The following is a 21,583-nucleotide window of genomic DNA, read 5'->3' as shown; positions in this document are numbered from 1 at the left end:
CTCTGCATTTTGCAACGTGCTATCAAGCCTTGCTGTCAACGACCTCAAGATGCTGGGCCAGCTTGCCGATCTCAGCCATCCACTTTTCGACCAGGGCTGGGTCGCTCGGCGCGGCGTGGACGCCGGCGGCGATCTTGCCGTTCATCGCGGCCTCGATGGCAAAGGACACCGGATAGGAGACCAGACGCGCCATGGCGGTGCCGCGCTCGTCGCCCCAGGCGTCCATGACATAGGTCTTGTGCCAGACCTCGGCGCCGCTTTTCTCGGCTTTCAGGCCGACGCAGAGCACCACCCGGTCCGGCTCACCTTCGTCATAGGCATTCTCGGCCCAGAACTGATCGGACATTTCCTTGAGGCGGGCGTTGCCTTCGGGGCCGGAGAGGGTTTCGACCTCCTTGAACACATCCGCCCAGGCATCGGCCCAGCCGTTGAGGCGCAGGGTGCCGCGGACGAATTCCTTCACTTTCCAGTCTTTGCCGAACTCGTACTGCGCCATGAAGGGGATCGAGTCGCGGTTCGGGTAGACCTCGAAGCTTTCCGGCGCAGGCAGCGGCGCCTCGTAGGAGGAGATCGCGTCCCAGGGGCGGGCAACGTCCAGCTCCTTGAAGTCGCGGATCGACTTGGAGGGTGAGCGCAGCGCCTTCAGAACGCCAAGCGGCGACCAGCTGAACTTGTAGCGGAACGGGTTCGGCGTCTTGGGGATGCCGCCGCAATAGGAGATGAAGCTGATCTCGTTTGCCGGATCAAAAGCATCGGAAGCCTTGTAGTCCGCAACTAGCGCATGCGCCATCAGGTGGTCGATGCCGGGATCCAGGCCCACCTCGTTTATCAGGCAGACGCCGGCATCCTTGGCCTTCTGGTCCAATGTTCGCATTTCCGGCGCGATGTAGGAGGAGGAGACGAAATGCGCGCCGTGCTTGATGGCCAGCTCTGCCAGCGGCACATGCCAGTCGCCGGGCAGCATGGAGACGATGACGTCCTTGGGGCTCAGCATCTGGCCCAGGTTGGCGATGCTGAAGGCGTGGATGTTGGTGGTCAGGTCGCCCACGGCCTCGCGCGCCTTGTCCGTGGTCCGGTTCCAGACCGCCACGTCATGGCCCGCTTCCAGCAGGCGGCGCAGGCCGGGAATTGCCGACAGGCCGGTGCCGCACCAGTGAATAGTCATATGTCAGTCCCTTTCTTGTATTTCAGGATCGCCGCGATGATCGCCAGAACAATGACGATGGAGCAGGCATTGGCAAGGATGATGGGCGCATCGCCCATCAGCAGCCCATAGATCAGCCACAGACTGACGGTTCCGAGAAACATCAGGTTTGCAGGCAGCGACAGTCCTGCCGTGTCGCGCGTGGCCCAGGCCTTCCAGGCTTGGGGGAGCCAGCAGATGGTGCCGAGGATGGCCGCCAGAAATCCGATGGAAGTTGCGGTCATTCCGGCAGGTGCTCCAGGAAGGTGGCCTTGGCCCGGCCCCAGACGCCACTGTCCAGATCGGTCAGGGCCAGCAGCGAAGGCAGCAGCTGGGCCGCGTAATCCTCGGAGCTTTCCACCGGCAGCATCGACGGCAGGTTGTCGATCGCCATCACGTCCAGCACCGGGTTTTCGGCCACGCGAAGGGCGGGGGCCTCCCAGGTTGTTGCACGGTCATAGACCGGCACCGGGTTGTAGTCGCTGTCCGGGTCGCAGGCGACATCGCCGATGGCGGTCAGCTTGCGGTCCGCGCTCAAAGCTTCACGGGGCACAAAGACCGGGGTGCCCGGGCGCGCGAAGATGCAGTTCAGGAACAGGTCATGGGCAAGGATTTCCGGGAACGGGCCGCCGCTTGCGGTCTCGGCCATGTCCCATTTGGTAACGGCGACGCCCATTGCCTCGCAGAGGTCGGCCGCACCGGTGCCGACTCGGCCAAGCGCGCCGATCACGATGGCGGTCGGGCGGTCCATGTTCAGCGCGTCAAGTTCTGCGCCCAGATCTGACAGCAGCGCGTCCTTGCCGGGATAGACGCCAACCGGCCCGCACAGCTCGCCGCGCTGCTGGGCCGCCCAGGATTTCAGTGTCACTGCGGCGCCGGCATAGCCCGCCCAATAACCGAATGCAGCCACCCGGCGGCTGGCCTCATCGACCAGATACTCCAAATCATAAAGCGTGCCGCCGCCGGCCTTGAACCGCTCCAGCAAAGCCTTGCCGGAGTGCTGGCCCTTAAAGGCATGGCCGAACATGATGTGGCGGTGCGGCAGCGGGGTGCCATCCTCGGGCAGCTCCTTGAGGCCGAAGATGATCGCGTCCGCGGGCGCCTGCGGCCAGGAGTTCTCCGGCGCAATCTCGCAGCCTGCATCGATGTAGCCCTGCAGCGGGATTGCCCGCACCGAGCTTTCCTCGACCGTGACCTTGATGCCCGCGGCAAGCAGCGCCTTGGCGCCTTCGGGGGTGAGGCCCACCCGGTCTTCGTTGGGGCGCTGCTCGGCCCGTACCCACAGATGCGTCATTGTCATGTCCTTCAAAGCATTCCCTTGGCATAGACGGCGCGCACAGATGCGCGCTGTTCCATTGCCGTCATAAAGTTCTGGATTTTCGGGAAGTCTGCCACGTTCACCCCGTCACCTTCCAGCCATGTGCAAACTACGTAAAGGTAGCAATCGGCGAGGCTGACCGTGTCACCCAGAACAAAAGGCCCGCGCAGGCCAAACTGGCTGATGTAGCCGCAGGAGGCCGCCATGGTCTGGGGCACCATCTTCTGCATGTCTTTCCAGCTCGAGCGTTCCTTGGCCCAGCGGTGGCCGCGGCGCATGTGGGCGTGATTCACATGCATGGTGGAGGCGAGGTAGAACATCACCTCGCGCATCCGGGCCAGCAGCACCGGGTCCTGCGGGCGCAGACCGGCGTCCGGAGCCATATCGGCGATGTACTCCAGCAGCGCGCCGGTTTCGGTCAGGATGCCGCCCTCCACCGCCAATGCGGGCACCCGGCCCTTTGGGTTGATCTGGGCATAGGCCGCACCGGTCTGTTCCTTGGCGGCAAAGTCGATCTTCACCGCCTCATAGTCTATCCCGGCTTCTTCGAGCGCGATGGCCACGGCCACCGAGATGGTATTGGGGGCGTAGTAGAGCTGCATGTCTTCCCTCCCGTTCATGTCTCAGAAATGTGTTTGGGCAAAATGCCGGTCCGGCGCTTCCAGATGCGGCACCGCGTTGAACAAAACCGGGCTCCAGTGGCCACCGATGGGGAACAGCCGGTGCATCGAGGTGTTCATCACCGCCAGGGCAATCCGGGCCATGCCCGCCGTGTCCAGCCCCATCGCCTGCCGCAGCGCCATCGAGATCAGCCCGCCGGAGGTCACCACCAATGCCGGGCCGTCTCCCGCCGCGATCTCTTCCAGCGCCTGCCGGGTGCGGGTCTCGAAGTTTTCCCAGCTTTCGTATGGTTCGGCAATGTCGCCGGCCGCCCAGGCGGTAAAGACCTTGGGCAGGTGCTCGACGAACCCCTCGCGTTCCTCTGGAATCGGCAGCCCGTGCTGATCGCGCATCGCCTCGGCGAGGGCGAAATACTCCATCTCGTTCAGCCGGGCGTCCTGCACCGCATCGGCAAAGCCCATCGAGGCTGCGGTTTCGGTATGCCGGGTCAGCGTGCCGCAATAGATACGCGGATGATGGCTGCCGCTGGCCCGCAGATGGTCACCCAGCCAAGCTGCCTGCTGGTGGCCCAGATCGCTGAGCCGGTCATAGCTGGCCTCGTCGCGGGCCTGGGTGTTTGCCTGGCCGTGGCGGATCAGCGTGATGTGGGACATGGGCGGGCGGCTCCGTTGTTACCGGGGGAGTCTTAGGGGAGCTTGCAGGCAGAGAAAAGGGCAGGCTTGCCGCCGCCAAGATCAAATTCGTTGAGGCCAAGGAAAACTTGGCCCAGTGTGCTGTTGCCAGCTAGGAGACCTGCCATGACCCTCGACCCTCAGCGCTTTCTCGATGACCTGCACAAGCTGCGCAGCTTTGGCGCGTCAGGCGTGGGCAAGGGGGTGGTGCGGCAGGCCTACTCGGATGCCGACATCGCTGCGCGCAAATGGCTGGCGGGACAGATGAAAGAGGCCGGGTTAGAGCCGCATTTCGACCCTCTCGGCAATCTCTTTGGCCTGGCCGGGGAGAAGAGCCTGCTTGTGGGGTCGCACAGCGACAGCCAGCCCGAGGGCGGATGGCTGGACGGGGCGCTGGGCGTGGTGGCCGGGCTGGAGGTTGCCCGCGCGGCCAAGGAAGCAGGCGGGCCGCCCATCTCCTGCGTCAGCTTCCAGGATGAGGAGGGGCGGTTCGGAGTGCTGACCGGCTCGGATGTCTGGACCGGCAAGCTGGCGCTGGCTGAGGCGGACGGCTTTGCCGACAACACTGGCAATACCCTAGCGGACATGCGGGCGCAGATGGCGGAACCGGCCGGGGATTTCCTGCCGCACAGCCGGTTCAGCGGCTTTCTGGAGATGCACGTCGAGCAGGGCCCGTACCTGGAGGAAACCGGTCTGGCAATTGGAGTGGTGACGGATATCGTCGGCATCCGCGACATGCGCATCACGTTTGAAGGCCGCCAGAACCACGCTGGCACCACGCCGATGCATATGCGCCGGGATGCGTTCCAGGCGCTTTCCGCCTTCAATGCGGCTCTAAACAGCCGGTTTGCCAATGCGGTGACACTCGCCACGGTCTGGACCATCGGAAATGTGGCGCTGCACCCCAATGCGTCCTCTGTGGTGCCGGGGCGGGTGGAGTTCTCCATGCAGTGGCGGGATGCGGATGCCGGCCGGCTGGCACGCATGGAAGCCATAATCAAGGACACCGCGCAGGAGATAGCTGCCAGCCACGGCGTGACGGCGAAGCTTGGTCCGGTGATGGGCATAGAACCGGCCGCGATGGATGCACGGTTTCAGGCGGAACTGGCAGACGCGGCGGAGGTGCTGGCCCCTGGCAAGTGGCAAAAGATGCCCTCCGGCGCGCTGCATGATGCGGCCAATCTGGCAACGGTGATGCCTGCGGGGATGCTATTTGTCCCGTCCATCGGCGGCATCAGCCATGCCTTTGACGAGGACACCGATGAAGCGGATCTGGTGCTTGGGCTGAAGGTGCTGGACCGCACTGCCCGGGCCTTGGCCGGGTGATCTCCCGCCTGTTTCCAGTCCCCCTGGTGGAGGCCCGTCACATTTGGGCCGGACGCCGCTGATGCTGCGCGGGTCAGGCCCGGCCGTAGCCGCGTTTGATCATCCGGTTGCGGTGTTTGTCGGCGGCCAGCGAGGCCTCGCGCAGGTTGCCGTAGATATTGATCACGCTTTGCCCGTTGCCGCCGGCCACGCCCCATTCCCGCAGCACGGAGACTTCGGAGAACAGGTTCATCGCCAGCTCAATGCGGTAGAACCGCGACGGGCGCGAGGGGGCTTGGCGGTAGAGCAGACAGGTGGCCATGGGCTGATTCTATGCCAAGTGATTCACCCGGGCAAGAATCCCTATGCTGCGCCGAGAAGGGTGAGGCCCAGAATCGCGGAAGACAGTGCCGCCACCGAAAAGGCCAGCGTGCGCAGGACCGGGAGGCCGATGGTGTAGATGATGTAATGCGCCGCCATGCCGAAGAAGAAGGTGAGGCCCAGGGTGCCGGGCTGATCCTCTGGCGGCAGCACCAGCATCGCCAGGATGGAAAGCGGCGCGAAGGCGGCAAACAGCTCGACGCCGACGATATGCGCCCGGTGCGCGCGCTGCGCCCACAGCGATTGCGGCAGGTCGCTGGGGCCAGGGTTGGCCATGGCCCCCATCAGCCCGCGGACCATGACCCGGTCCAGGATGTAGGGCAGCCAGGCCAGCGCCACCCAGAGCCCGGAAAGGGCGGTAAAATACTGCAGCTGCGTCATCTTTCGCTCCTTCTGATTGATCAGATTGAGCGTAGTGCAGGGCGGGCGGTTTTCTACCTGAAGGGGGTCAGGCCCACTCAACATCACCCAGAAAGATGTAGCCGGCGCCGTAAATCGTCTTGATCAGCCGCGGGTTCTTGGGGTCTTCGCGCAGCTTGGTGCGCAGGCGGGAAATGCGCACATCCATCGCCCGGTCAAAGCTGTCGCCGGCTGCACCGCCCAGCATCTCCTGCATCTGGGCGCGGGAGATCAGCCGCTTGGGGCTGTCCAGAAACAGCCGCAGCACTTCGCCCTCCGCGTGGGAGAACGGGGTTTCTGCGCCGTTTTCGTCCTCCAGCACGTAGCGGTCGAAATGGGCGGTCCAGCCGGCAAACCGCGCGGTGTTGCTGGCAGGAGCTGCGGTGCGGGGGCCGCTGCGCAGCCGGGCGCGGACGCGGGCCACCACTTCGGCCGGATCGAAGGGTTTGGTGATGTAATCATCGGCGCCCAGCTCCAGTCCGGTCACCCGGTCCTGCACCTGCGCCCGGCCGGAGATGATGATCACAGCGGCGCCCTGTTCCAGCGCCAACCGGTGCACCAGCGCCAGCCCGTCGGTGTCGGGCAGCGACAGGTCGACCAGGCAGACATCAGGCGTCACCCGGTTCAGCGCGGCCTCGAACTCGCGGGCGCGGGCAAAGCTCTGGGTGCGGAAACCTGCGTCCTCCAGAGTTTCGGTCAGGATCTGCCGGATTTCCGGCTCGTCATCCAGAATGGTGACCAAGGGCGATGTCATGCGGCGCGCTCCGGTTGGATCAGCTCGGACAGCTGGTGGATGGTGAAAGGTTTGCGCAAAACCGGGCCGCATTTCAATGCCTTGCGGAACAGCGGGTCGCTCACTGGCAGAGAAGTCATCAGGATGCAGGGCAGACCGGAGCCGTCCAGCCGGGCCGCCAGATCGACGCCGGTGGCGGTGCCTTCGAGCTTGATATCCGACAGCACGAGGGCAATGTCCGGCAAGTCAGCTGTCAGCGCGCAGGCCTCATCAACGCTGGCGGCCTCGATCACCGAAAAGCCGAGGTCGATCAGCATGTCACGGAAAGCGGCGCGCAGCTCCTCGCTGTCCTCGACCAGCAGCGCCATGCCGCCGCCTGCATCCGGGGCAGGGCGGTAAGGCAGGCGCAGGGTGATCGCGGCGCCGCTGATGCCATTGCCGAGCCGCATGTCGCCGCCGGCCAGCTTGGCCATGTCATAGACCATGGGCAGGCCGAGGCCGGAGCCTTCGCTGCCCTTGGTGGTGAAAAACGGATTGAGCGCCTGTTCCAACGCTTCCGGTGAAAAGCCGGGCCCGGTGTCGGTGACAGTGATTTCGACCCAGGTCTGGCCGACGGCATGGGCGCTGACGGTGATCTGGCCGGAGGTGCCACAGGCGTCGCGGGCGTTCAGTATCAGGTTCAGCAGCGCATCCTGCAGCTTGCCGGCGTCCAGCAGCAGCACCTGATCCGGCAGATTATCAAGAATGCTGAGCCCGACGCCCTGCGGCAGCGAGGGCGAGGCCAGCACTTTCAGCTCATCCAGAAGCGCGTGCATATCGGTGGCCTGCGGGCGCAGTGTGCGCTGGCTGGTCATCTCGGCAATCCGGTTCAAAAGCCGGCCGCCGCGCCGGGCAGCTGAGAGAGTGCCTTGAACCAGATCCCCGGCTTCGCCGCCCAGCCCCATCTTCTCAAGCTTGCTTTGCATGCCCAGAATGATGGTCAGAAGGTTGGAGAAATCATGCGCCAGGCCGCTGGTCATCTGCGCGGCCATCTCGCGGCGGCGGGCCTGCTGCAGGGCGACACGGGTCTGGGTTTCCTCGGTCACATCCATTGACAGGATATAGACACCGCCCTGCTGATCCGGGGTGAAGGCCACCCGGATCCGGCGGCTGCCGTGGCTTTCGGTGAACTCGAATACCGGGCTGCTGCCCTTGTAGGCGGCCAGCAAATGCGGCTCGATCCGCTCAAAGGCGGCCTCTCCCAGCGCGTCGGAGATATGCATCCCGAGAATCTCTGACGGGCGGCCCGGAAACACCGCGCTGAGACGGCGGTTGGTATAGGTGTAATGACCGTCCGCATCCACATGGGCGATATGGGCGGGCATCATCTCCGTCGTCAGGCGGGTGCGGCCTTCGATTTCGGTCAGCTGGCGCTTGGCCTCTTCCAGGGCAGTATTTGCTGCTTCCAGCTGGCGGTTGGCTGCAGACAGCTCCTCGGTATGGGTAATCAGCTTTTCCGACAGCTCCTCTGACCGGGACCGCAGCAGCTGCTCCGCCCGTTTGGCGCGGGAGATATCGGTATAGACGGTGACCCAGCCGCCTTGCGGCAGCGGTGAGCCTTCGATTGAAATCGTTTGGCCGTTGGGCCGCTCGCGCTCCAGATAGTGCGGCACGAAATCCAGCGCCTGATCGACCCGGCTCTGCACGATCTCCTCGATATCACTTTCCGGCGCGTATTCACCGGCTTCGGCCAGGTAGCGGATGGTGTCGGAAAAGGATGCGCCGGGCTGAACCAGATGATCCGGCAGGTTGAACATCTCCTGGAAGCGCCGGTTGCAGACCGCCAGCCGCAGATCGTTGTCATAGATCGACAGCGCCTGGGCGATCAGATTCAGCCCGGCGGTGGTCATGGCGGCGTGCTGTTTGCTGGTCCGGTTCATGGCTCTCCCCGGTTCATGGCTAGCACCGGGGCGGGTGCGGGGCAAATTGCCATTCGGCCGCGGGGGTTTCAGATGCCGTGGCGTAAAAGGGGTGATCGTCCTCTGGTTGCCGGGGGGTCTGAATACAGAACCCGGGCAGCAAGCCGCCTGACCGGATGTTTCAGAAATCGCCTGCCGAAGTTTGATTCGAAACATCATCTTTTCGTTCGCATCGCGCGCGAATATGCCCGGTTGGTTTATCCGCAACGCAAGGTTCGGCTTTTGCGGAGTGTCAGCTGCCAGCGTAACAGGCTTTAAAACAAGGGGAATTGCGCTGTTACAATTCGTAAGATTTGGGAAAACATCAGGAAAAAGTTGACGGGCTAACCTGCCGCTGTCCCTAATCGGGGCCAGAGCCGCGGGCAGCGGCCAGTCCGGCAGTGACGCCGGAAAGGGAGGAGAGAAAGTTGGCTCAGATGCAGACGGGCGCCGAAGGGATGCAATCCCTGCCGGCGCTGCTTCAACGCAATGCGGCGCAATTCGCGGACGCGCCGGCCTACCGGGAAAAGGAATTCGGCATTTGGCAATGCTGGACCTGGGCCGAGACGGCAACGGAAATCGAGGCGCTGGCGCTGGGTCTCATCAACCTAGGCGTGAAGGAAGGCGATTTCGTTGCCATTATTGGCCGCAACCGCCCCTACCTCTACTGGTCGATGGTTGCCGCGCAGGCTGTGGGTGCCGTGCCGGTGCCGCTGTATCAGGACGCGGTGGCCGAGGAGATGGCCTATGTGCTGGGCCATTGCGGCGCGCGCTTCGTGATCGTTGGCGACCAGGAGCAGGCCGACAAGGTGATCGAAATCCAGGATCAGCTGCATCAATTCGAGCACATGATCTATCTCGATCCGCGCGGCATGCGGAAATACGACCACACCCAGCTGCACCAGTTCAGCCACATCCAGGACCAGGGCCGCGCTGCACATGACGAACTGATCGGCGAGCTGCAGTCGCGCCAGGCCAAGCTGGATTATGACAGCACCTGCGTGATGCTTTATACCTCCGGCACCACTGGCAAGCCCAAGGGCGTGGTGCTGTCGAACCGCAACGTGATCCAAAGTGCCAAGAACTCTGCCGAGTTTGATCATCTGACTCAGGGCGAGAATATCCTTTCCTATCTGCCGATGGCCTGGGTGGGGGACTTCATCTTCTCGATCGGCCAGGCCTACTGGTGCGGCTTCTGCGTGAATTGCCCGGAAAGCCAGGACACCATGATGACCGACCTGCGCGAGATCGGGCCGACCTATTTCTTCGCTCCGCCGCGGGTGTTCGAAGGCCAGCTGACCAACGTGATGATCCGGATGGAGGACGCAGGCGCCCTGAAGCGCAAGATGTTCCACCACTTCCTGGCGCACGCGAAAAAGGTCGGCGGCAATATTCTGGACGGCAAGCCGGTGGGCCTGATGGACAGGCTGAAATACGCGCTGGGCAATGCGCTGGTCTACGGCCCGCTCAAGGACACGCTGGGCTATGGCCGCATCCGTGTGGGCTATACCGCGGGGGAGGCGATCGGGCCGGAGATCTTCGATTTCTACCGCTCGCTGGGCATCAACCTGAAACAGCTGTACGGCCAGACCGAGGCCACCGTGTTCATCACCGTGCAGCCGGATGGCGAAGTGCGTGCCGATACCGTTGGCGTGCCGGCGCCGGAGGTCGAGATCAAGATCGACGACAACGGCGAGATCCATTACCGCTCGCCCGGCACCTTTGTTGAGTATTTCAACAATCCGGATTCCACCGCCTCGACCAAGGACCCGGAGGGCTGGGTGGCCACCGGCGATGCGGGTTTCTTCGAAGAAGGCTCCGGCCATCTGCGGATCATCGACCGCGCCAAGGACGTGGGAAAGATGGCCGATGGCAGCATGTTTGCGCCCAAGTATGTTGAAAACAAGCTGAAATTCTACCCGGACATCCTGGAGGCAGTGCTGTTCGGCAATGGCCGCGACCGCTGCGTCGCCTTCATCAACATCGACCTGACGGCGGTGGGCAACTGGGCGGAACGCAACAATATCGCCTATGCCTCCTATCAGGAGCTGGCAGGCCATCCGAAGGTTCTGGAAACCATCCGGTCGCATGTGTCTGCGGTGAACAAGTCAGTGGCCGAGGACCCGATGCTGTCGGGTTGCCAGGTGCACCGCTTTGTGGTGCTGCATAAGGAACTGGATGCCGACGACGGCGAAATGACCCGTACCCGCAAGGTGCGCCGTCGCATCGTCGAGGAGAAATTCGACGATATCATCACTGCGCTCTACGATGGCTCGGAAAAGGTCTCGACCGTCACCGAAGTGACCTATGAGGACGGCCGCAAGGGCTCAATCAAGGCGACGCTGACCATCGTCGATGCCGAAGTAAAACCGGCAGCGGTTCACAAGGTGGCCGCGGAATGATGCACGTTTCACCGGAGAATCTCCTGCCCCGTGCCGGGCAGGCCGGAAGATCCTCAGATCAGGTCGGGGTTGAGGCCGGGATTGTAGGCCGTGTTGACCACCTGCTGGATCTTGAAGGGGGAGCTGAACCCGTGTGTCTGCTCAATGATGGAGGCCAGGCTTTCGGATTGGCTGAGGCCCATCTGTTTGCATTCAAGTGCCATCTTCAAAAGGCAGGAATGCTCAAGTTCGCCGAACATAACGTCGATCTCCTTGCTGCTCGTTTTGAACAAGTATCGCATGGAAATCTTAAAATTTCTATGCGGCAGAAATATGGAGGCCGTTGTTATGCTTGACAATTCCGAGAGCTACGTGACTGATGACGGCCGCACCATCGGCGGTGTGGTGATGGAGATGAAGAACATCACCCTGCGGTTCGGCGGTGTGGTGGCGATCCAGGACATCTCCTTTGACATCCGCGAGGGCGAGATCCGCGCGATCATCGGCCCCAACGGCGCCGGCAAGTCCTCGATGCTGAACGTGATCTCCGGCTTCTACGTGCCGCAGGAAGGCGAAGTGCTGTTCCACGGCAAGCGCCGCCCGCCGATGCGCCCCTATGAGGTGGCACGCCAGGGCATTGCCCGCACCTTCCAGAACATCGCGCTGTTCGAAGGCATGAGTGTGCTGGACAACGTCATGACCGGACGGCTCAACTACATGAAAACAGGCCTGTTTTCCCAGGCGCTGTGGAAGGGCAAGGCAGAGGCCGAAGAGACCGAGAACCGGGAAGTGGTGGAGAAGATCATCGACTTCCTGGAGATCCAGCACATCCGCAAGACGCCCGTTGCGCGGCTGCCCTACGGCCTGAAGAAACGGGTCGAACTGGCGCGCGCGCTGGCGGCGGAACCGAAGCTGTTGCTGCTGGATGAGCCGATGGCCGGCATGAACGTCGAGGAGAAGGAGGACATGTCCCGCTTCATCCTGGATGTGAACGACGAGTTCGGCACCACCATCGCCCTGATCGAGCATGACATGGGCGTGGTGATGGACCTGTCCGACCGGGTCGTGGTGATGGATTACGGCAAGAAAATCGGCGACGGCACCCCGGATGAGGTGCGCAACAACCAGGATGTGATCGACGCTTACTTGGGGGTCAGCCATGACTGAGTTGCACCGCAGCAACACCCGGCCCCGGCAGGGTGACACCCGTACACCCCCTGTGCACCGCCTGTGCACCGCCGCAGCGCAGAATTCCGAGGAGAGCCTCTAATGCCCGAACAACTCGTCTTTGCGATGGAAGTGACGCTGAACGGCCTGATGGCGGGCGTTCTCTATGCGCTGGTCGCGCTGGGGTTCGTCCTGATCTACAAGGCCTCCGGTATCTTCAACTACGCCCAAGGTGTTCTGGCGCTGTTTGCGGCGATGACGCTGGTGGGGATCATGCAGGGGCAGGTGCCGTTTTCGCATCTGATCAACGCGGTCTTTGGCGGCCATATCACCCATTTCGGCTGGAATGTTCCGGGCGCCGTGGCGATTGCGCTTACCGTCGGCGTGATGGTGCTGCTGGCCTGGCTGGTTCAGGTCCTTGTGATGAAGCACCTGGTGGGTCAGGAGCCGATCATCCTGTTCATGGCCACCATCGGTCTGGCCTACTTCCTGGAAGGCGTTGCCGACCTGATGTGGGGCTCCGAGATCAAGACGCTGGACGTGGGCCTGCCGCAGGGCATCAACCTGTGGATCGATGAGACCACCTTCAACATCTTCGGCTACGGCTTCTTTATCGACAATCTGGATATCGTGGCGACGGTGATTGCAGCGCTGCTGGTGGCGGGGCTGGTGGCCTTCAGCCAGTACACCAAGCAGGGCCGGGCCATGCGCGCGGTGGCGGATGACCACCAAGCGGCGCTGTCGGTCGGCATCTCGCTGAACTTCATCTGGGTTCTGGTGTGGTCGGTTGCCGGTTTCGTGGCGCTGGTCGCGGGCATCGTCTGGGGCACCAAATCCGGCGTGCAGTTCTCGCTGTCGCTGATCGCGCTGAAGGCGCTGCCGGTGCTGATGCTGGGCGGCTTCACCTCGATCCCCGGCGCCATCGTCGGCGGGCTGATCATCGGCGTGGGTGAAAAACTGTTCGAATTCGCGGTCGGCCCGCTGGTGGGCGGCGCGACCGAGAACTGGTTTGCCTATGTGCTGGCGCTGCTGTTCCTGGTGTTCCGCCCGCAGGGGCTGTTCGGGGAGAAGATCATTGAACGGGTCTGAGGCTCATATGATCTGCTCCCGGCACATTCAGCCCTCCAGCCGGCGGAAGGCGGCGACGACGATTGCGGCGCAGACCGTGGCAACCAGGGTGAAGGCAATGGTGATGTTGCCGATCAGCTGCCCGGCCACAAAGGTCAGCAGCCCGGCCATCAGCAGCCCGATCAGCACCGTTCCCCACGGTCCGGGTGCTGCGCCGGAGACCCGCCGCCGCGGCTGCTCAAACTCGAAGGGTGGCAGGACGGTTGCGTCTTCCACGGTTTCCAGCAGCCGGCCCTTGGCCCTGGCAAATTCGGCTTCGGATATGTCGCCCTTCTTCCGCGCGGCCTCCAGCCGCCGGATTTCCTCGAAAATCACGGTCATTAGTTCCACTCACTCTACCCAAGCGCAGGGTTCCACAAAGAAGTGGGCAAAATGTGTCCAAGCCCGGAAATCTGACAAAGTGGTTAACGCCGGGGGGGCGGCATGACCAAGCTGATCGCCGTCATCAACGTCATTGCCTGGGCCGGGTTCTGGGCCTTCGGCTACCTGGCGCTGTCGGCGGAAAGCTACAGCGAGACCCAGGTGGTGACCGCGGCGCTCTTGGCCTCGGCCGGGCTGATCACTGGCATCATCGCCTATCTGCGGCTGGTGCGCGGCAGCGAGCGCAGCGGCTATGCCAAGCCTTCGAACCGGATGACGCGCGATCAGCGCGATGCGGCGCAGGCCCAGTGGGGGCAGATCGAATGAGCGCCGCCGTAACAAGAAACAGTATCCGCGCAGGCAGCACCGCCCACGCGCAACAGAAAGGGAGCATCTGAGACATGTTCTACCGTGAAGCCGGGGATTTCAAAGTCTCCTATGCCGATGACAGCCAGACGTTTCCGATCAAGTTCGACCGTTACCGGTACTATGTCGTGCTGGCGGTTGCGTTCGGCCTTATCCCCTTCCTGATCAATGACTACTGGGCCAATGCGATCCTGCTGCCCTTCCTGATCTATTCGATCGCGGCGATCGGGTTGAACATTCTGGTCGGCTACTGCGGGCAGGTGTCGCTCGGCACCGGCGGCTTCATGGCTGTGGGGGCCTATGCCTGCTACAAGCTGATGACCGCCTTTCCGGAAGTCAGCATGTTCATCCATGTGCTGCTGGCGGGCGGCATCACCGCAGGCGTCTGCGTGCTGTTCGGCCTGCCCAGCTTGCGCATCAAGGGGTTCTACCTGGCGGTGGCGACGCTGGCGGCGCAGTTCTTCCTGGTGTGGCTGTTCAACCGGGTGCCGTGGTTCTACAACTACTCCGCCTCCGGCCAGATCAACGCGCCTGAGCGTGATACCTTCGGCATCATCATCACCGGCCCCAATGCGCCGGCCTGGGCCACCTATCTGTTCTGCCTGATTTTCCTGACCATCTGCGCGCTGATTGCCCGCAACCTGACCCGCGGCACCGTGGGCCGGACCTGGATGGCGATCCGCGACATGGACATCGCCGCCGAGATCATCGGGGTGAACCCGCTGAAGGCGAAACTGACGGCCTTTGCGGTCTCCGGCTTCTTCATCGGCATCTCCGGCGCGCTGTTCTTTGCCGTCTACCTGGGCGCGGTCGAGGTCGGCGAGGCGTTCGGCATCCAGAAATCGTTCCTGGTGCTGTTCATGGTGATCCTGGGCGGGCTGGGCTCGATCTTCGGCTCCTTTGCCGGTGCCGCCTTCCTGGTGCTGCTGCCGGTGGTGCTGAAAGTGGTCGGCGTCGACCTGATGGGCTGGCCCACCGACATCGTGGCGCATTTCCAGCTGGTGATCGTGGGGGCGCTGATCATCGTCTTCCTGATCGCCGAGCCGCACGGGATGGCGCAGCTGTGGCGCGTCGCCAAGGAGAAACTGAGACTGTGGCCCTTCCCGCACTGATGCGGGCGGCCTTCGAGAGCTGGCGGGGAGAACAAGAAGACTACCCCCGTTTGAAGACAACCATCGGATAAGACCAAAGGGAGGATTTAAGCCGATGAAAAAGACACTGACCACACTGGCGCTGGGCGCCGCGATGGCAGCCGGTCCGGCAATGGCGGACCTGGTGTTCCCGGACCTCAGCTACCGGACCGGGCCTTATGCGGCGGGCGGCATCCCGTTCTCGGACGGCTACAACGACTATTTCACCCTGCTGAACGAGCGCGACGGCGGCATCGGCGGCGTCAAGGCAAAGGTCATCGAATGCGAGACCGGCTATAACACCGAAAAGGGCGTTGAATGCTACGAGTCCACCAAGGGCCAGGGCGCGCTGATCTATCAGCCGCTGTCCACCGGCATCACCTATCAGCTGATTCCCAAGGTTACCGCGGATAACATCCCGCTGCACACCATGGGTTACGGCCGCACCTCGGCTGCTAACGGTGAAGTGTTCAGCCATGTTTTCAACTACCCGGCAAACTACTGGAACGGCGCGTCGGGCGTGGTGAACTACCTGCTGGAAGCCAATGGCGGCGATATCAGCGGCAAGAAGATCGCGCTGATTTATCACAACTCCGCCTATGGCAAGGAGCCGATCCGCACTCTGGAAGAGCTCTCCAAGAAGCACGGCTTTGAGCTGATTGCTCTGCCGGTCGACCATCCCGGCCAGGAGCAGAAGTCGCAGTGGCTGCAGATCCGCCGTGACCGTCCCGACAACGTCGTGATGTGGGGCTGGGGCGTTATGAACCAGGTGGCGATCCAGGAAGCCGCCAACATCCGCTTCCCGATGGAGAACTTCATCGGCGTGTGGTGGTCCGGTGCCGAGCATGACGTGATGCCGGCAGGCGCCAAGGCCGACGGTTACAAGGCGGTGACCTTCCACAACGTGGGCCGCGACTTCCCGGTGTTTGACGACATCCAGAAATATGTCGTGGATGCGGGCAAGGCCGCAGGTGCAGGCGATCAGGTGGGCAACGTGCTCTATAACCGCGGCATGTACGCGGCGATGCTGGCAGCAGAGGCCGCCAAGACCGCACAGGAAATCCACGGCACTGCGGATATCACCGCGGCGATGATGCGCGACGGCATGGAAGCGCTGGTGATCGACGAAGCCAAGATGGCGGCGCTGGGGATGCCGAACTTCGGCCCGGCCTTCAACGTCTCCTGCGAAAACCACGGCGGCCCCGGCCTGGTGGGCGTGACCCAGTGGGATGCCGAGAGCAAGACCTGGTCGCTGATCTCGGACTTCAAACCGTCTGATACCGAAGTGATCGGCAAGCTGATCGAAGAGGACTCGGGTGCCTACGCGTCTGAGAACAACATCGAGCCCCGCTGCAACTAAGGGCTTTCACCGGCCCTGCCTAGGCAGGGCCGGAAGCAACCGGTGCGGCGGGGAGCCGCCGCGCCACGCAAACAGGGTCCCGGGACAAGATCCGGGACAGGTATGAGGACACGCTTTGATGCTGGATGCAGCGAACACCGCCGCCGATACTTCCGACGTGCAGGCCGAGACCCTGCTGGAGGTCAACAATATCGAGGTGATCTACAATCACGTGATCCTCGTTCTGAAGGGCGTGAGCCTGAATGTGCCGAAGGGCGGCATCACCGCGCTTTTGGGCGGCAACGGGGCCGGCAAGACCACGACGCTGAAGGCAATTTCGAACCTGCTGCATTCTGAACGCGGCGAGGTGACCAAGGGATCGATCAAGTACCGCGGCGAGCACGTTCATGAACAGGACCCGGCGGAGCTGGTGAAGAAGGGCGTCATTCAGGTGATGGAAGGCCGCCACTGCTTTGAGCACCTGACGGTGGAGGAAAACCTGCTGACCGGCGCCTATACCCGCCGCGACGGCGGTGCCGATATCCAGAAAGACCTGGAGATGGTCTATCATTACTTCCCGCGCCTGAAGGAGCGCCGCAAATCGCAGGCGGGCTATACCTCTGGCGGCGAGCAGCAGATGGTGGCGATGGGCCGTGCGCTGATGTCCCGGCCGGAGACGATCCTGCTGGACGAGCCCTCGATGGGGCTGGCACCGCAGCTGGTGGAGCAGATCTTCGAGATCGTGAAGTCGATCAACGAGCAGGAGGGCGTGACCTTCCTGCTGGCGGAGCAGAACACCAACGTGGCGCTGCGCTATGCCCATTACGGCTACATCCTGGAATCCGGCCGGGTGGTGATGGACGGGCCCGCGGCAGAGCTGCGGGAGAACCCGGATGTGAAGGAATTCTACCTCGGCATGTCGGATGAGGGACGCAAGAGCTTCCGCGACGTGCGGTCCTACCGCCGCCGCAAAAGGTGGCTGAGCTGATGCGGGATGGTGATGTGATGAGCTATTTTGACACGCTTGAAACCCGCAGCGCAGACGAACGCGCCGCAGACCTGGCCAAGGCGCTGCCGGAGCAGATTGCCCGCGCCAAAACCGCAGCCGGATATGCCGGGCTGCTGGACGGGGTGGACCCTGCAGCGGTGAATTCGGCTGAGGCGCTGGCGGCACTGCCGGTACTGCGCAAATCCGAATTGAGCCGCGCCCAGGCGGCAAACCCGCCCTTTGGCGGCTTCACCGTGAAGCCTGCAACCGGCTTTGCCCATATCTTCCAGAGCCCCGGCCCGATTTACGAGCCGGGCGGCGTGGACGGCGACTGGTGGCGCATGGGGCGGTTCCTGAACGCCGCCGGGATCGGCCAGGGCGATGTGGTGCAGAACTGTTTCGGCTACCACCTGACGCCTGCCGGCATGATCTTTGAAAACGGCGCGCGGGCGGTTGGCGCCGCGGTGCTGCCGGCCGGCACCGGCCAGACCGAGTTGCAGGTGACCGCCGCGCATGATGTCGGTGCCACCGCCTATGCCGGGACGCCGGATTACCTGAAGGTGATCCTGGACAAGGCCGACGCCATGGGCGTGGAGTTGATGTTCTCCAAGGCGGCGGTGGGCGGCGGCGCGCTGTTCCCGAGCCTGCGCCAGGAATACGCCGACCGCGGGATCTCCTGCCTGCAGTGCTATGCCACCGCGGATCTGGGCAATATCGCCTATGAAAGCCCGGCGATGGAGGGGATGATTGTCGACGAGCATGTGATCGTCGAGATCGTCACCCCCGGCACCGGCAACCCTGTCAGCCCTGGCGAGGTGGGCGAGGTTGTGGTGACCACGCTGAACCCGGATTACCCGCTGATCCGGTTCGCCACCGGCGATCTGTCGGCGGTGATGCCGGGGGTTTCCCCCTGCGGCCGCACCAATATGCGGATCAAGGGTTGGATGGGCCGCGCCGATCAGACCACCAAGATCAAGGGCATGTTCGTGCGCCCGGAACAGGTTGCGGCGCTGGTCGAGAAGCACGGCGAGATCGTCAAGGCCCGGGTGATTGCCAGCCGCGACGGTGAAATGGACGCGATGACCGTGCAGATCGAAGCCGCAGGCGGCGACGAGGCGGCCTATGCGCGGTCGGTGATCGAGTTGCTGAAGCTGAAGGGCAAGGTCGAGGTGGTCGCGCCCGGGGCGCTGCCCAAGGACGGGCTGGTGATCGAGGATCAGCGGACCTACGACTGAGATGTCTGCTTTGCAGGCAAGCACGGGCGCCGGATGCGGGCGCCCGTTTTCTGTTTTGAGGGGCCGAAGAGCGGGGCCGCGCTTTCCGGCTGGAATTTCTGACTGGAATAGTCGAAATAGAGTGCCGAGAGACTTCTGCCGGACCCAAGACCGCCGCACATGACAGCTGCCAATGATCCCATAGAATATGCCCCGCACGGGCGCCGCCGCGGCGGCAAGGCCGGTGGCGGTGTCTTTGCTGTGCTGGCCTGGGCGGTGGCGCTGTCCTGCCTGCTGCCGATGGTGGCAGTGGCGCTGGCGGCGGCGTTCGGCGGCACCGATACCATCAGCCATCTGGCCGGGACCGTGCTGCCGGGGTATTCGCTGACCACGCTGGCGCTGGTGGCGATGGTGGCGCTTGGCACCTTTGCGATAGGCACCGGTGCAGCCTGGCTGGTGACGATGACCCGGTTTCCCGGCGCCCGGCTGCTGGAGATCGCGCTGGTCCTGCCGCTGGCCTTTCCGGCCTATGTGCTGGCCTATGCCTATACCCATATCCTGGATCATCCCGGCATCGTGCAGTCCACGTTGCGTGAGGTCACGGGCTGGGGGCCGCGAGATTACTGGTTCCCGGAGATACGCTCCACCGGCGGGGCGGCGGCGATGCTGGTGCTGGTGCTGTACCCCTATGTCTACCTGCTGGCGCGGGCGGCCTTCATGCAGCAGAGCGCAGGCGCCTTTCTGGCGGCGCGCGCGCTTGGCAAGAACTCCTGGCAGGCGTTCTGGCTGGTCAGCCTGCCGATGGCGCGGCCGGCCATTGCCTCGGGCGTGCTGCTGGCGGTGATGGAGACCATCGCGGATTTCGGCACGGTGTCCTACTTCGGGGTGCAGACCTTTGCCACCGGCATCTACACCAGCTGGTTTTCGCTGGGCGACCGCGGCGGTGCTGCGCAGCTGGCGCTGTGCCTTTTGGGCTTTGCGCTGACGCTGGCGGTGGTGGAGCGGGTCACGCGGGGGCGGGCGAAATACCACCACGCGGGCAAGCATCACAACCAGATGCCGCCGGCCGAGCTGGGCGGGATCAAGGCGGCGGTAGCGGTTTTCTTCTGCGCGGTGCCGGTGGTGCTGGGCTTCCTGCTGCCGGTGGCGGTGCTGTTTGCGATGAGTTTTGATTCCGAGCAGAACCTGTTCAGCCGCCGCTACATCGATTTCACCACCAACTCGATCACCCTGGCCGCGGCGGCGGCGGTGCTGACCGTGGCGGCGGCGGTTTGCCTCGGGTTCTATCAGCGGCTGCGGCCCGGGCGGCTGTCCGCGACCGCGGCCTATTTCGCGCGGCTGGGTTATGCGGTGCCGGGCGGGGTGATCGCGGTGGGGCTGATCGTGCCCTTTGCCGCCTTTGACAACGCGCTGGACGCCTGGATGCGGGAGAGCTTCGGCATCCGCACTGGGCTGCTGGTCACCGGCTCGATCTGGCTGCTGGTGGCGGCCTATGGGGTCCGGTTTATGGCGGCTGCATTGGGGGCGTATGAGGGCGGACAGGCCACGATGCATTCGAACATGGATGCGGCGGCCCGGTCGCTGGGACAGGGGCCGATGGGAATGCTGCGCCGGGTGCATCTGCCGATCCTGACGCCCAGCCTGCTGACGGCGCTGCTGATCGTCTTTGTCGACGTGATGAAGGAGCTGCCCGCGACGCTGATCATGCGGCCCTTCAACTTTGACACCCTGGCGGTGCAGGCGCACCGGCTGGCCGCAGACGAGCGGCTGGAGGGGGCCGCGGTGCCGTCGCTGGTGATCATGGCGGTGGGGCTGCTGCCGGTGATCCTGATCTGCCGCCAGGTGGGGCAGCGGCGCTAAAGAGCAGCGGTTTGGGGCGGCTTATGCCGCCCACCAGGCCTCGATCTCGTCACGGGAAATCCGGTCTGCCGGTCCCAGGCCGACCAGGACGGTTTCCTCCGCCGCGCAGCGTTTGGCTTCGACATGGCGGCCGACAACATGCAGCTCATAGGCGCCGCCGGTGGTCAGCACAAAGCCCTTCATCCGGTAAAGCCCCGTGGGCCGCGCCGCCAGCTTGTCCCCCAGCGCGCGGCGGTCCAGAACAGTGCTGCTGCGGTGCTGCCAGGTGGTGTAGGCGGGATGCGCCGCCACCGCGCGGCCCTTGGGCAGCGGCACCACGTCAAACAGCAATTCCGCCGCCGGCGAGTTGTTCAGCACGGTGGGCGTGCGGGCGCCTGCCTTGGCCAGCAGCGCGCTGAGCGCTTCGTTCAGTTCATCGCATTTGGTGGCGATCACCAGGTCGGCGGCGCGGATCTGCTGTTCCGCCTGCGGTGCCAGCAGCGGGTCGTTCAGCAGGGTCCCGGCATTTTCCGCATCCACCAGGGAGACGATGCCGCCGTAGCTGAGGCCGGATTCATTCAGGACGGAGTTGGCGATGGCCACCGGGTCGGAAATGCCGCTGGCCTCGATCACCAGGTGATCCGGACGCTCGGGTCGGTTCAGAACATCGCGCAGGGCAAGCGCGAGATCATCGCCCATGGTGCAGCAGACGCAGCCGTTGGTCAGGGCGATCTTGCCGCCATCCGCGTCCTGAATCAGGGCGTCATCAATATTGACTGCGCCAAAGTCGTTGACGATCACGGCCAGTTTCAGCCCGTGATCCTCAGCCAGCAGGCGGTTGATCAGGGTGGTTTTCCCCGCACCCAGATATCCGCTGATAATCGTTACTGGCAACCGGTTCATAGGCTCTGTTCCTCCAGAGCGCGGCGTGCTCCCGACTGCATGTTTCCCCCGAATTTCAAGATGCGCGAACCTATAGGCATGTGGTGCAAGCGGGTCTAGGAAAAGCTGGGATTGCTTCGAACTTTTGCCAAACTGGCGGCTGCTGTGCCATTTGGGAAACGTACAGGCATAAGAAAAGCGCGGCCAGGGCCGCGCTTTTCCAGTTTCTTTGAGGGCTGGC

22 protein-coding genes are annotated in these 21,583 nt (G+C 63.6%); 10 read left to right on the top strand and 12 right to left on the bottom strand.

The window, feature by feature from the left end:
• Window positions 1-22: 22 nt before the first annotated feature.
• Genes AC58NV_RS14015 through AC58NV_RS13995 form a run of 5 tightly spaced genes read right to left on the bottom strand, consistent with a single transcriptional unit; the run spans window position 23 to window position 3,775 of the window.
• Complete coding sequence (locus tag AC58NV_RS14015) at window positions 23-1,165, bottom strand: saccharopine dehydrogenase family protein (RefSeq protein ID WP_497227683.1); 1,143 nt, start codon at window positions 1,163-1,165, stop codon at window positions 23-25.
• Complete coding sequence (locus AC58NV_RS14010; protein ID WP_497227682.1) at window positions 1,162-1,428, bottom strand: SemiSWEET family sugar transporter; 267 nt, start codon at window positions 1,426-1,428, stop codon at window positions 1,162-1,164. The genes AC58NV_RS14015 and AC58NV_RS14010 overlap by 4 nt, the downstream gene beginning before the upstream one ends.
• Window positions 1,425-2,477 (bottom strand): saccharopine dehydrogenase, encoded by a 1,053-nt coding sequence (locus AC58NV_RS14005; protein ID WP_497227681.1) that lies wholly within the window; start codon window positions 2,475-2,477, stop codon window positions 1,425-1,427. The genes AC58NV_RS14010 and AC58NV_RS14005 overlap by 4 nt, the downstream gene beginning before the upstream one ends.
• Before the next feature lie 11 nt (window positions 2,478-2,488).
• Window positions 2,489-3,103, bottom strand: a complete 615-nt coding sequence (locus AC58NV_RS14000) for a glutathione S-transferase family protein (protein WP_497227680.1) — start codon at window positions 3,101-3,103, stop codon at window positions 2,489-2,491.
• 21 nt (window positions 3,104-3,124) lie between these two features.
• Window positions 3,125-3,775, bottom strand: a complete 651-nt coding sequence (locus AC58NV_RS13995; RefSeq protein ID WP_497227679.1) for a histidine phosphatase family protein — start codon at window positions 3,773-3,775, stop codon at window positions 3,125-3,127.
• 144 nt (window positions 3,776-3,919) lie between these two features.
• On the opposite strand from AC58NV_RS13995, the gene AC58NV_RS13990 reads away from it, so the two are divergent.
• Window positions 3,920-5,119 carry a hydantoinase/carbamoylase family amidase gene (locus tag AC58NV_RS13990; protein ID WP_497227678.1) on the top strand — a complete coding sequence of 400 codons (1,200 nt, stop codon included), beginning with the start codon at window positions 3,920-3,922 and terminating at the stop codon, window positions 5,117-5,119.
• A gap of 73 nt (window positions 5,120-5,192) precedes the next feature.
• Here AC58NV_RS13990 and AC58NV_RS13985 read toward each other — a convergent pair whose 3' ends face one another.
• The 4 genes from AC58NV_RS13985 to AC58NV_RS13970 all read right to left on the bottom strand — a co-directional run bounded on the left by AC58NV_RS13985 (window position 5,193) and on the right by AC58NV_RS13970 (window position 8,530).
• A complete protein-coding gene (locus tag AC58NV_RS13985; RefSeq protein WP_222504269.1) occupies window positions 5,193-5,420 on the bottom strand; it encodes a WGR domain-containing protein in 228 nt (75 codons plus the stop codon).
• A gap of 41 nt (window positions 5,421-5,461) precedes the next feature.
• Entirely contained in the window at window positions 5,462-5,860 is a 399-nt protein-coding gene (locus AC58NV_RS13980; RefSeq protein WP_497227677.1) for an MAPEG family protein, read from the bottom strand.
• Between the two features lie 67 nt (window positions 5,861-5,927).
• Window positions 5,928-6,632 carry a response regulator transcription factor gene (locus AC58NV_RS13975; protein ID WP_497227676.1) on the bottom strand — a complete coding sequence of 235 codons (705 nt, stop codon included), beginning with the start codon at window positions 6,630-6,632 and terminating at the stop codon, window positions 5,928-5,930.
• A complete protein-coding gene (locus AC58NV_RS13970) occupies window positions 6,629-8,530 on the bottom strand; it encodes a PAS-domain containing protein (protein ID WP_497227675.1) in 1,902 nt (633 codons plus the stop codon). The genes AC58NV_RS13975 and AC58NV_RS13970 overlap by 4 nt, the downstream gene beginning before the upstream one ends.
• A 455-nt stretch (window positions 8,531-8,985) precedes the next feature.
• Here AC58NV_RS13970 and AC58NV_RS13965 point away from each other — a divergent pair, with 455 nt between their 5' ends.
• Window positions 8,986-10,950, top strand: a complete 1,965-nt coding sequence (locus AC58NV_RS13965) for an AMP-binding protein (RefSeq protein WP_497228146.1) — start codon at window positions 8,986-8,988, stop codon at window positions 10,948-10,950.
• Window positions 10,951-11,003: 53 nt separating this feature from the next.
• Here the strand turns inward: AC58NV_RS13965 and AC58NV_RS13960 are convergent, their stop codons facing one another.
• A complete protein-coding gene (locus AC58NV_RS13960; RefSeq protein ID WP_174146817.1) occupies window positions 11,004-11,189 on the bottom strand; it encodes a hypothetical protein in 186 nt (61 codons plus the stop codon).
• A gap of 88 nt (window positions 11,190-11,277) precedes the next feature.
• Here AC58NV_RS13960 and AC58NV_RS13955 point away from each other — a divergent pair, with 88 nt between their 5' ends.
• Together AC58NV_RS13955 and AC58NV_RS13950 are read left to right on the top strand one after the other, a co-directional pair.
• Complete coding sequence (locus AC58NV_RS13955) at window positions 11,278-12,096, top strand: ABC transporter ATP-binding protein (RefSeq protein WP_366660048.1); 819 nt, start codon at window positions 11,278-11,280, stop codon at window positions 12,094-12,096.
• Between the two features lie 102 nt (window positions 12,097-12,198).
• Window positions 12,199-13,185 carry a branched-chain amino acid ABC transporter permease gene (locus AC58NV_RS13950; RefSeq protein WP_174146815.1) on the top strand — a complete coding sequence of 329 codons (987 nt, stop codon included), beginning with the start codon at window positions 12,199-12,201 and terminating at the stop codon, window positions 13,183-13,185.
• 27 nt (window positions 13,186-13,212) lie between these two features.
• On the opposite strand, the gene AC58NV_RS13945 is transcribed toward AC58NV_RS13950, so the two are convergent.
• Window positions 13,213-13,545 (bottom strand): SHOCT domain-containing protein, encoded by a 333-nt coding sequence (locus tag AC58NV_RS13945; RefSeq protein ID WP_174146814.1) that lies wholly within the window; start codon window positions 13,543-13,545, stop codon window positions 13,213-13,215.
• Window positions 13,546-13,647: 102 nt separating this feature from the next.
• On the opposite strand from AC58NV_RS13945, the gene AC58NV_RS13940 reads away from it, so the two are divergent.
• From AC58NV_RS13940 to AC58NV_RS13915, 6 genes are all read left to right on the top strand, one after another.
• Window positions 13,648-13,911, top strand: coding sequence for a hypothetical protein (locus tag AC58NV_RS13940; protein ID WP_260016919.1), 264 nt, complete (start codon window positions 13,648-13,650; stop codon window positions 13,909-13,911).
• 74 nt (window positions 13,912-13,985) lie between these two features.
• The gene (locus tag AC58NV_RS13935) at window positions 13,986-15,062 is read left to right on the top strand and encodes a branched-chain amino acid ABC transporter permease (protein WP_497227674.1); all 1,077 of its coding nucleotides are present in this window, start codon (window positions 13,986-13,988) and stop codon (window positions 15,060-15,062) included.
• A 94-nt stretch (window positions 15,063-15,156) separates the two neighbouring features.
• The gene (locus tag AC58NV_RS13930) at window positions 15,157-16,440 is read left to right on the top strand and encodes an ABC transporter substrate-binding protein (protein ID WP_497227673.1); all 1,284 of its coding nucleotides are present in this window, start codon (window positions 15,157-15,159) and stop codon (window positions 16,438-16,440) included.
• Window positions 16,441-16,558: 118 nt separating this feature from the next.
• Entirely contained in the window at window positions 16,559-17,407 is an 849-nt protein-coding gene (locus AC58NV_RS13925; protein WP_366660042.1) for an ABC transporter ATP-binding protein, read from the top strand.
• A gap of 17 nt (window positions 17,408-17,424) precedes the next feature.
• Entirely contained in the window at window positions 17,425-18,642 is a 1,218-nt protein-coding gene (locus AC58NV_RS13920; protein ID WP_497227672.1) for a phenylacetate--CoA ligase family protein, read from the top strand.
• Between the two features lie 159 nt (window positions 18,643-18,801).
• The gene (locus AC58NV_RS13915; protein ID WP_497227671.1) at window positions 18,802-20,481 is read left to right on the top strand and encodes an ABC transporter permease; all 1,680 of its coding nucleotides are present in this window, start codon (window positions 18,802-18,804) and stop codon (window positions 20,479-20,481) included.
• A 21-nt stretch (window positions 20,482-20,502) separates the two neighbouring features.
• On the opposite strand, the gene AC58NV_RS13910 is transcribed toward AC58NV_RS13915, so the two are convergent.
• On the bottom strand, window positions 20,503-21,363 hold the full coding sequence (locus tag AC58NV_RS13910) for a CobW family GTP-binding protein (protein WP_497227670.1): 861 nt from the start codon (window positions 21,361-21,363) through the stop codon (window positions 20,503-20,505).
• Between the last annotated feature and the right edge of the window lie 220 nt (window positions 21,364-21,583).

It is taken from the genome of Leisingera sp. ANG49 (assembly GCF_059694505.1).
The sequence above is the reverse complement of the archived record's forward strand: the minus strand, read 5'-3'. Positions and strand labels throughout refer to the sequence as shown.

Excerpts from the sequence above, each read along its gene's own strand:
- AC58NV_RS14015 (WP_497227683.1), bottom strand. The coding sequence starts at position 1,165 with ATGACTATTCACTGGTGCGGCACCGGCCTGTCGGCAATTCCCGGCCTG.
- AC58NV_RS14010 (WP_497227682.1), bottom strand. The coding sequence starts at position 1,428 with ATGACCGCAACTTCCATCGGATTTCTGGCGGCCATCCTCGGCACCATC.
- AC58NV_RS14005 (WP_497227681.1), bottom strand. The coding sequence starts at position 2,477 with ATGACGCATCTGTGGGTACGGGCCGAGCAGCGCCCCAACGAAGACCGG.
- AC58NV_RS14000 (WP_497227680.1), bottom strand. The coding sequence starts at position 3,103 with ATGCAGCTCTACTACGCCCCCAATACCATCTCGGTGGCCGTGGCCATC.
- AC58NV_RS13995 (WP_497227679.1), bottom strand. The coding sequence starts at position 3,775 with ATGTCCCACATCACGCTGATCCGCCACGGCCAGGCAAACACCCAGGCC.
- AC58NV_RS13990 (WP_497227678.1), top strand. The coding sequence starts at position 3,920 with ATGACCCTCGACCCTCAGCGCTTTCTCGATGACCTGCACAAGCTGCGC.
- AC58NV_RS13985 (WP_222504269.1), bottom strand. The coding sequence starts at position 5,420 with ATGGCCACCTGTCTGCTCTACCGCCAAGCCCCCTCGCGCCCGTCGCGG.
- AC58NV_RS13980 (WP_497227677.1), bottom strand. The coding sequence starts at position 5,860 with ATGACGCAGCTGCAGTATTTTACCGCCCTTTCCGGGCTCTGGGTGGCG.
- AC58NV_RS13975 (WP_497227676.1), bottom strand. The coding sequence starts at position 6,632 with ATGACATCGCCCTTGGTCACCATTCTGGATGACGAGCCGGAAATCCGG.
- AC58NV_RS13970 (WP_497227675.1), bottom strand. The coding sequence starts at position 8,530 with ATGAACCGGACCAGCAAACAGCACGCCGCCATGACCACCGCCGGGCTG.
- AC58NV_RS13965 (WP_497228146.1), top strand. The coding sequence starts at position 8,986 with ATGCAGACGGGCGCCGAAGGGATGCAATCCCTGCCGGCGCTGCTTCAA.
- AC58NV_RS13960 (WP_174146817.1), bottom strand. The coding sequence starts at position 11,189 with ATGTTCGGCGAACTTGAGCATTCCTGCCTTTTGAAGATGGCACTTGAA.
- AC58NV_RS13955 (WP_366660048.1), top strand. The coding sequence starts at position 11,278 with ATGCTTGACAATTCCGAGAGCTACGTGACTGATGACGGCCGCACCATC.
- AC58NV_RS13950 (WP_174146815.1), top strand. The coding sequence starts at position 12,199 with ATGCCCGAACAACTCGTCTTTGCGATGGAAGTGACGCTGAACGGCCTG.
- AC58NV_RS13945 (WP_174146814.1), bottom strand. The coding sequence starts at position 13,545 with ATGACCGTGATTTTCGAGGAAATCCGGCGGCTGGAGGCCGCGCGGAAG.
- AC58NV_RS13940 (WP_260016919.1), top strand. The coding sequence starts at position 13,648 with ATGACCAAGCTGATCGCCGTCATCAACGTCATTGCCTGGGCCGGGTTC.
- AC58NV_RS13935 (WP_497227674.1), top strand. The coding sequence starts at position 13,986 with ATGTTCTACCGTGAAGCCGGGGATTTCAAAGTCTCCTATGCCGATGAC.
- AC58NV_RS13930 (WP_497227673.1), top strand. The coding sequence starts at position 15,157 with ATGAAAAAGACACTGACCACACTGGCGCTGGGCGCCGCGATGGCAGCC.
- AC58NV_RS13925 (WP_366660042.1), top strand. The coding sequence starts at position 16,559 with ATGCTGGATGCAGCGAACACCGCCGCCGATACTTCCGACGTGCAGGCC.
- AC58NV_RS13920 (WP_497227672.1), top strand. The coding sequence starts at position 17,425 with ATGAGCTATTTTGACACGCTTGAAACCCGCAGCGCAGACGAACGCGCC.
- AC58NV_RS13915 (WP_497227671.1), top strand. The coding sequence starts at position 18,802 with ATGACAGCTGCCAATGATCCCATAGAATATGCCCCGCACGGGCGCCGC.
- AC58NV_RS13910 (WP_497227670.1), bottom strand. The coding sequence starts at position 21,363 with ATGAACCGGTTGCCAGTAACGATTATCAGCGGATATCTGGGTGCGGGG.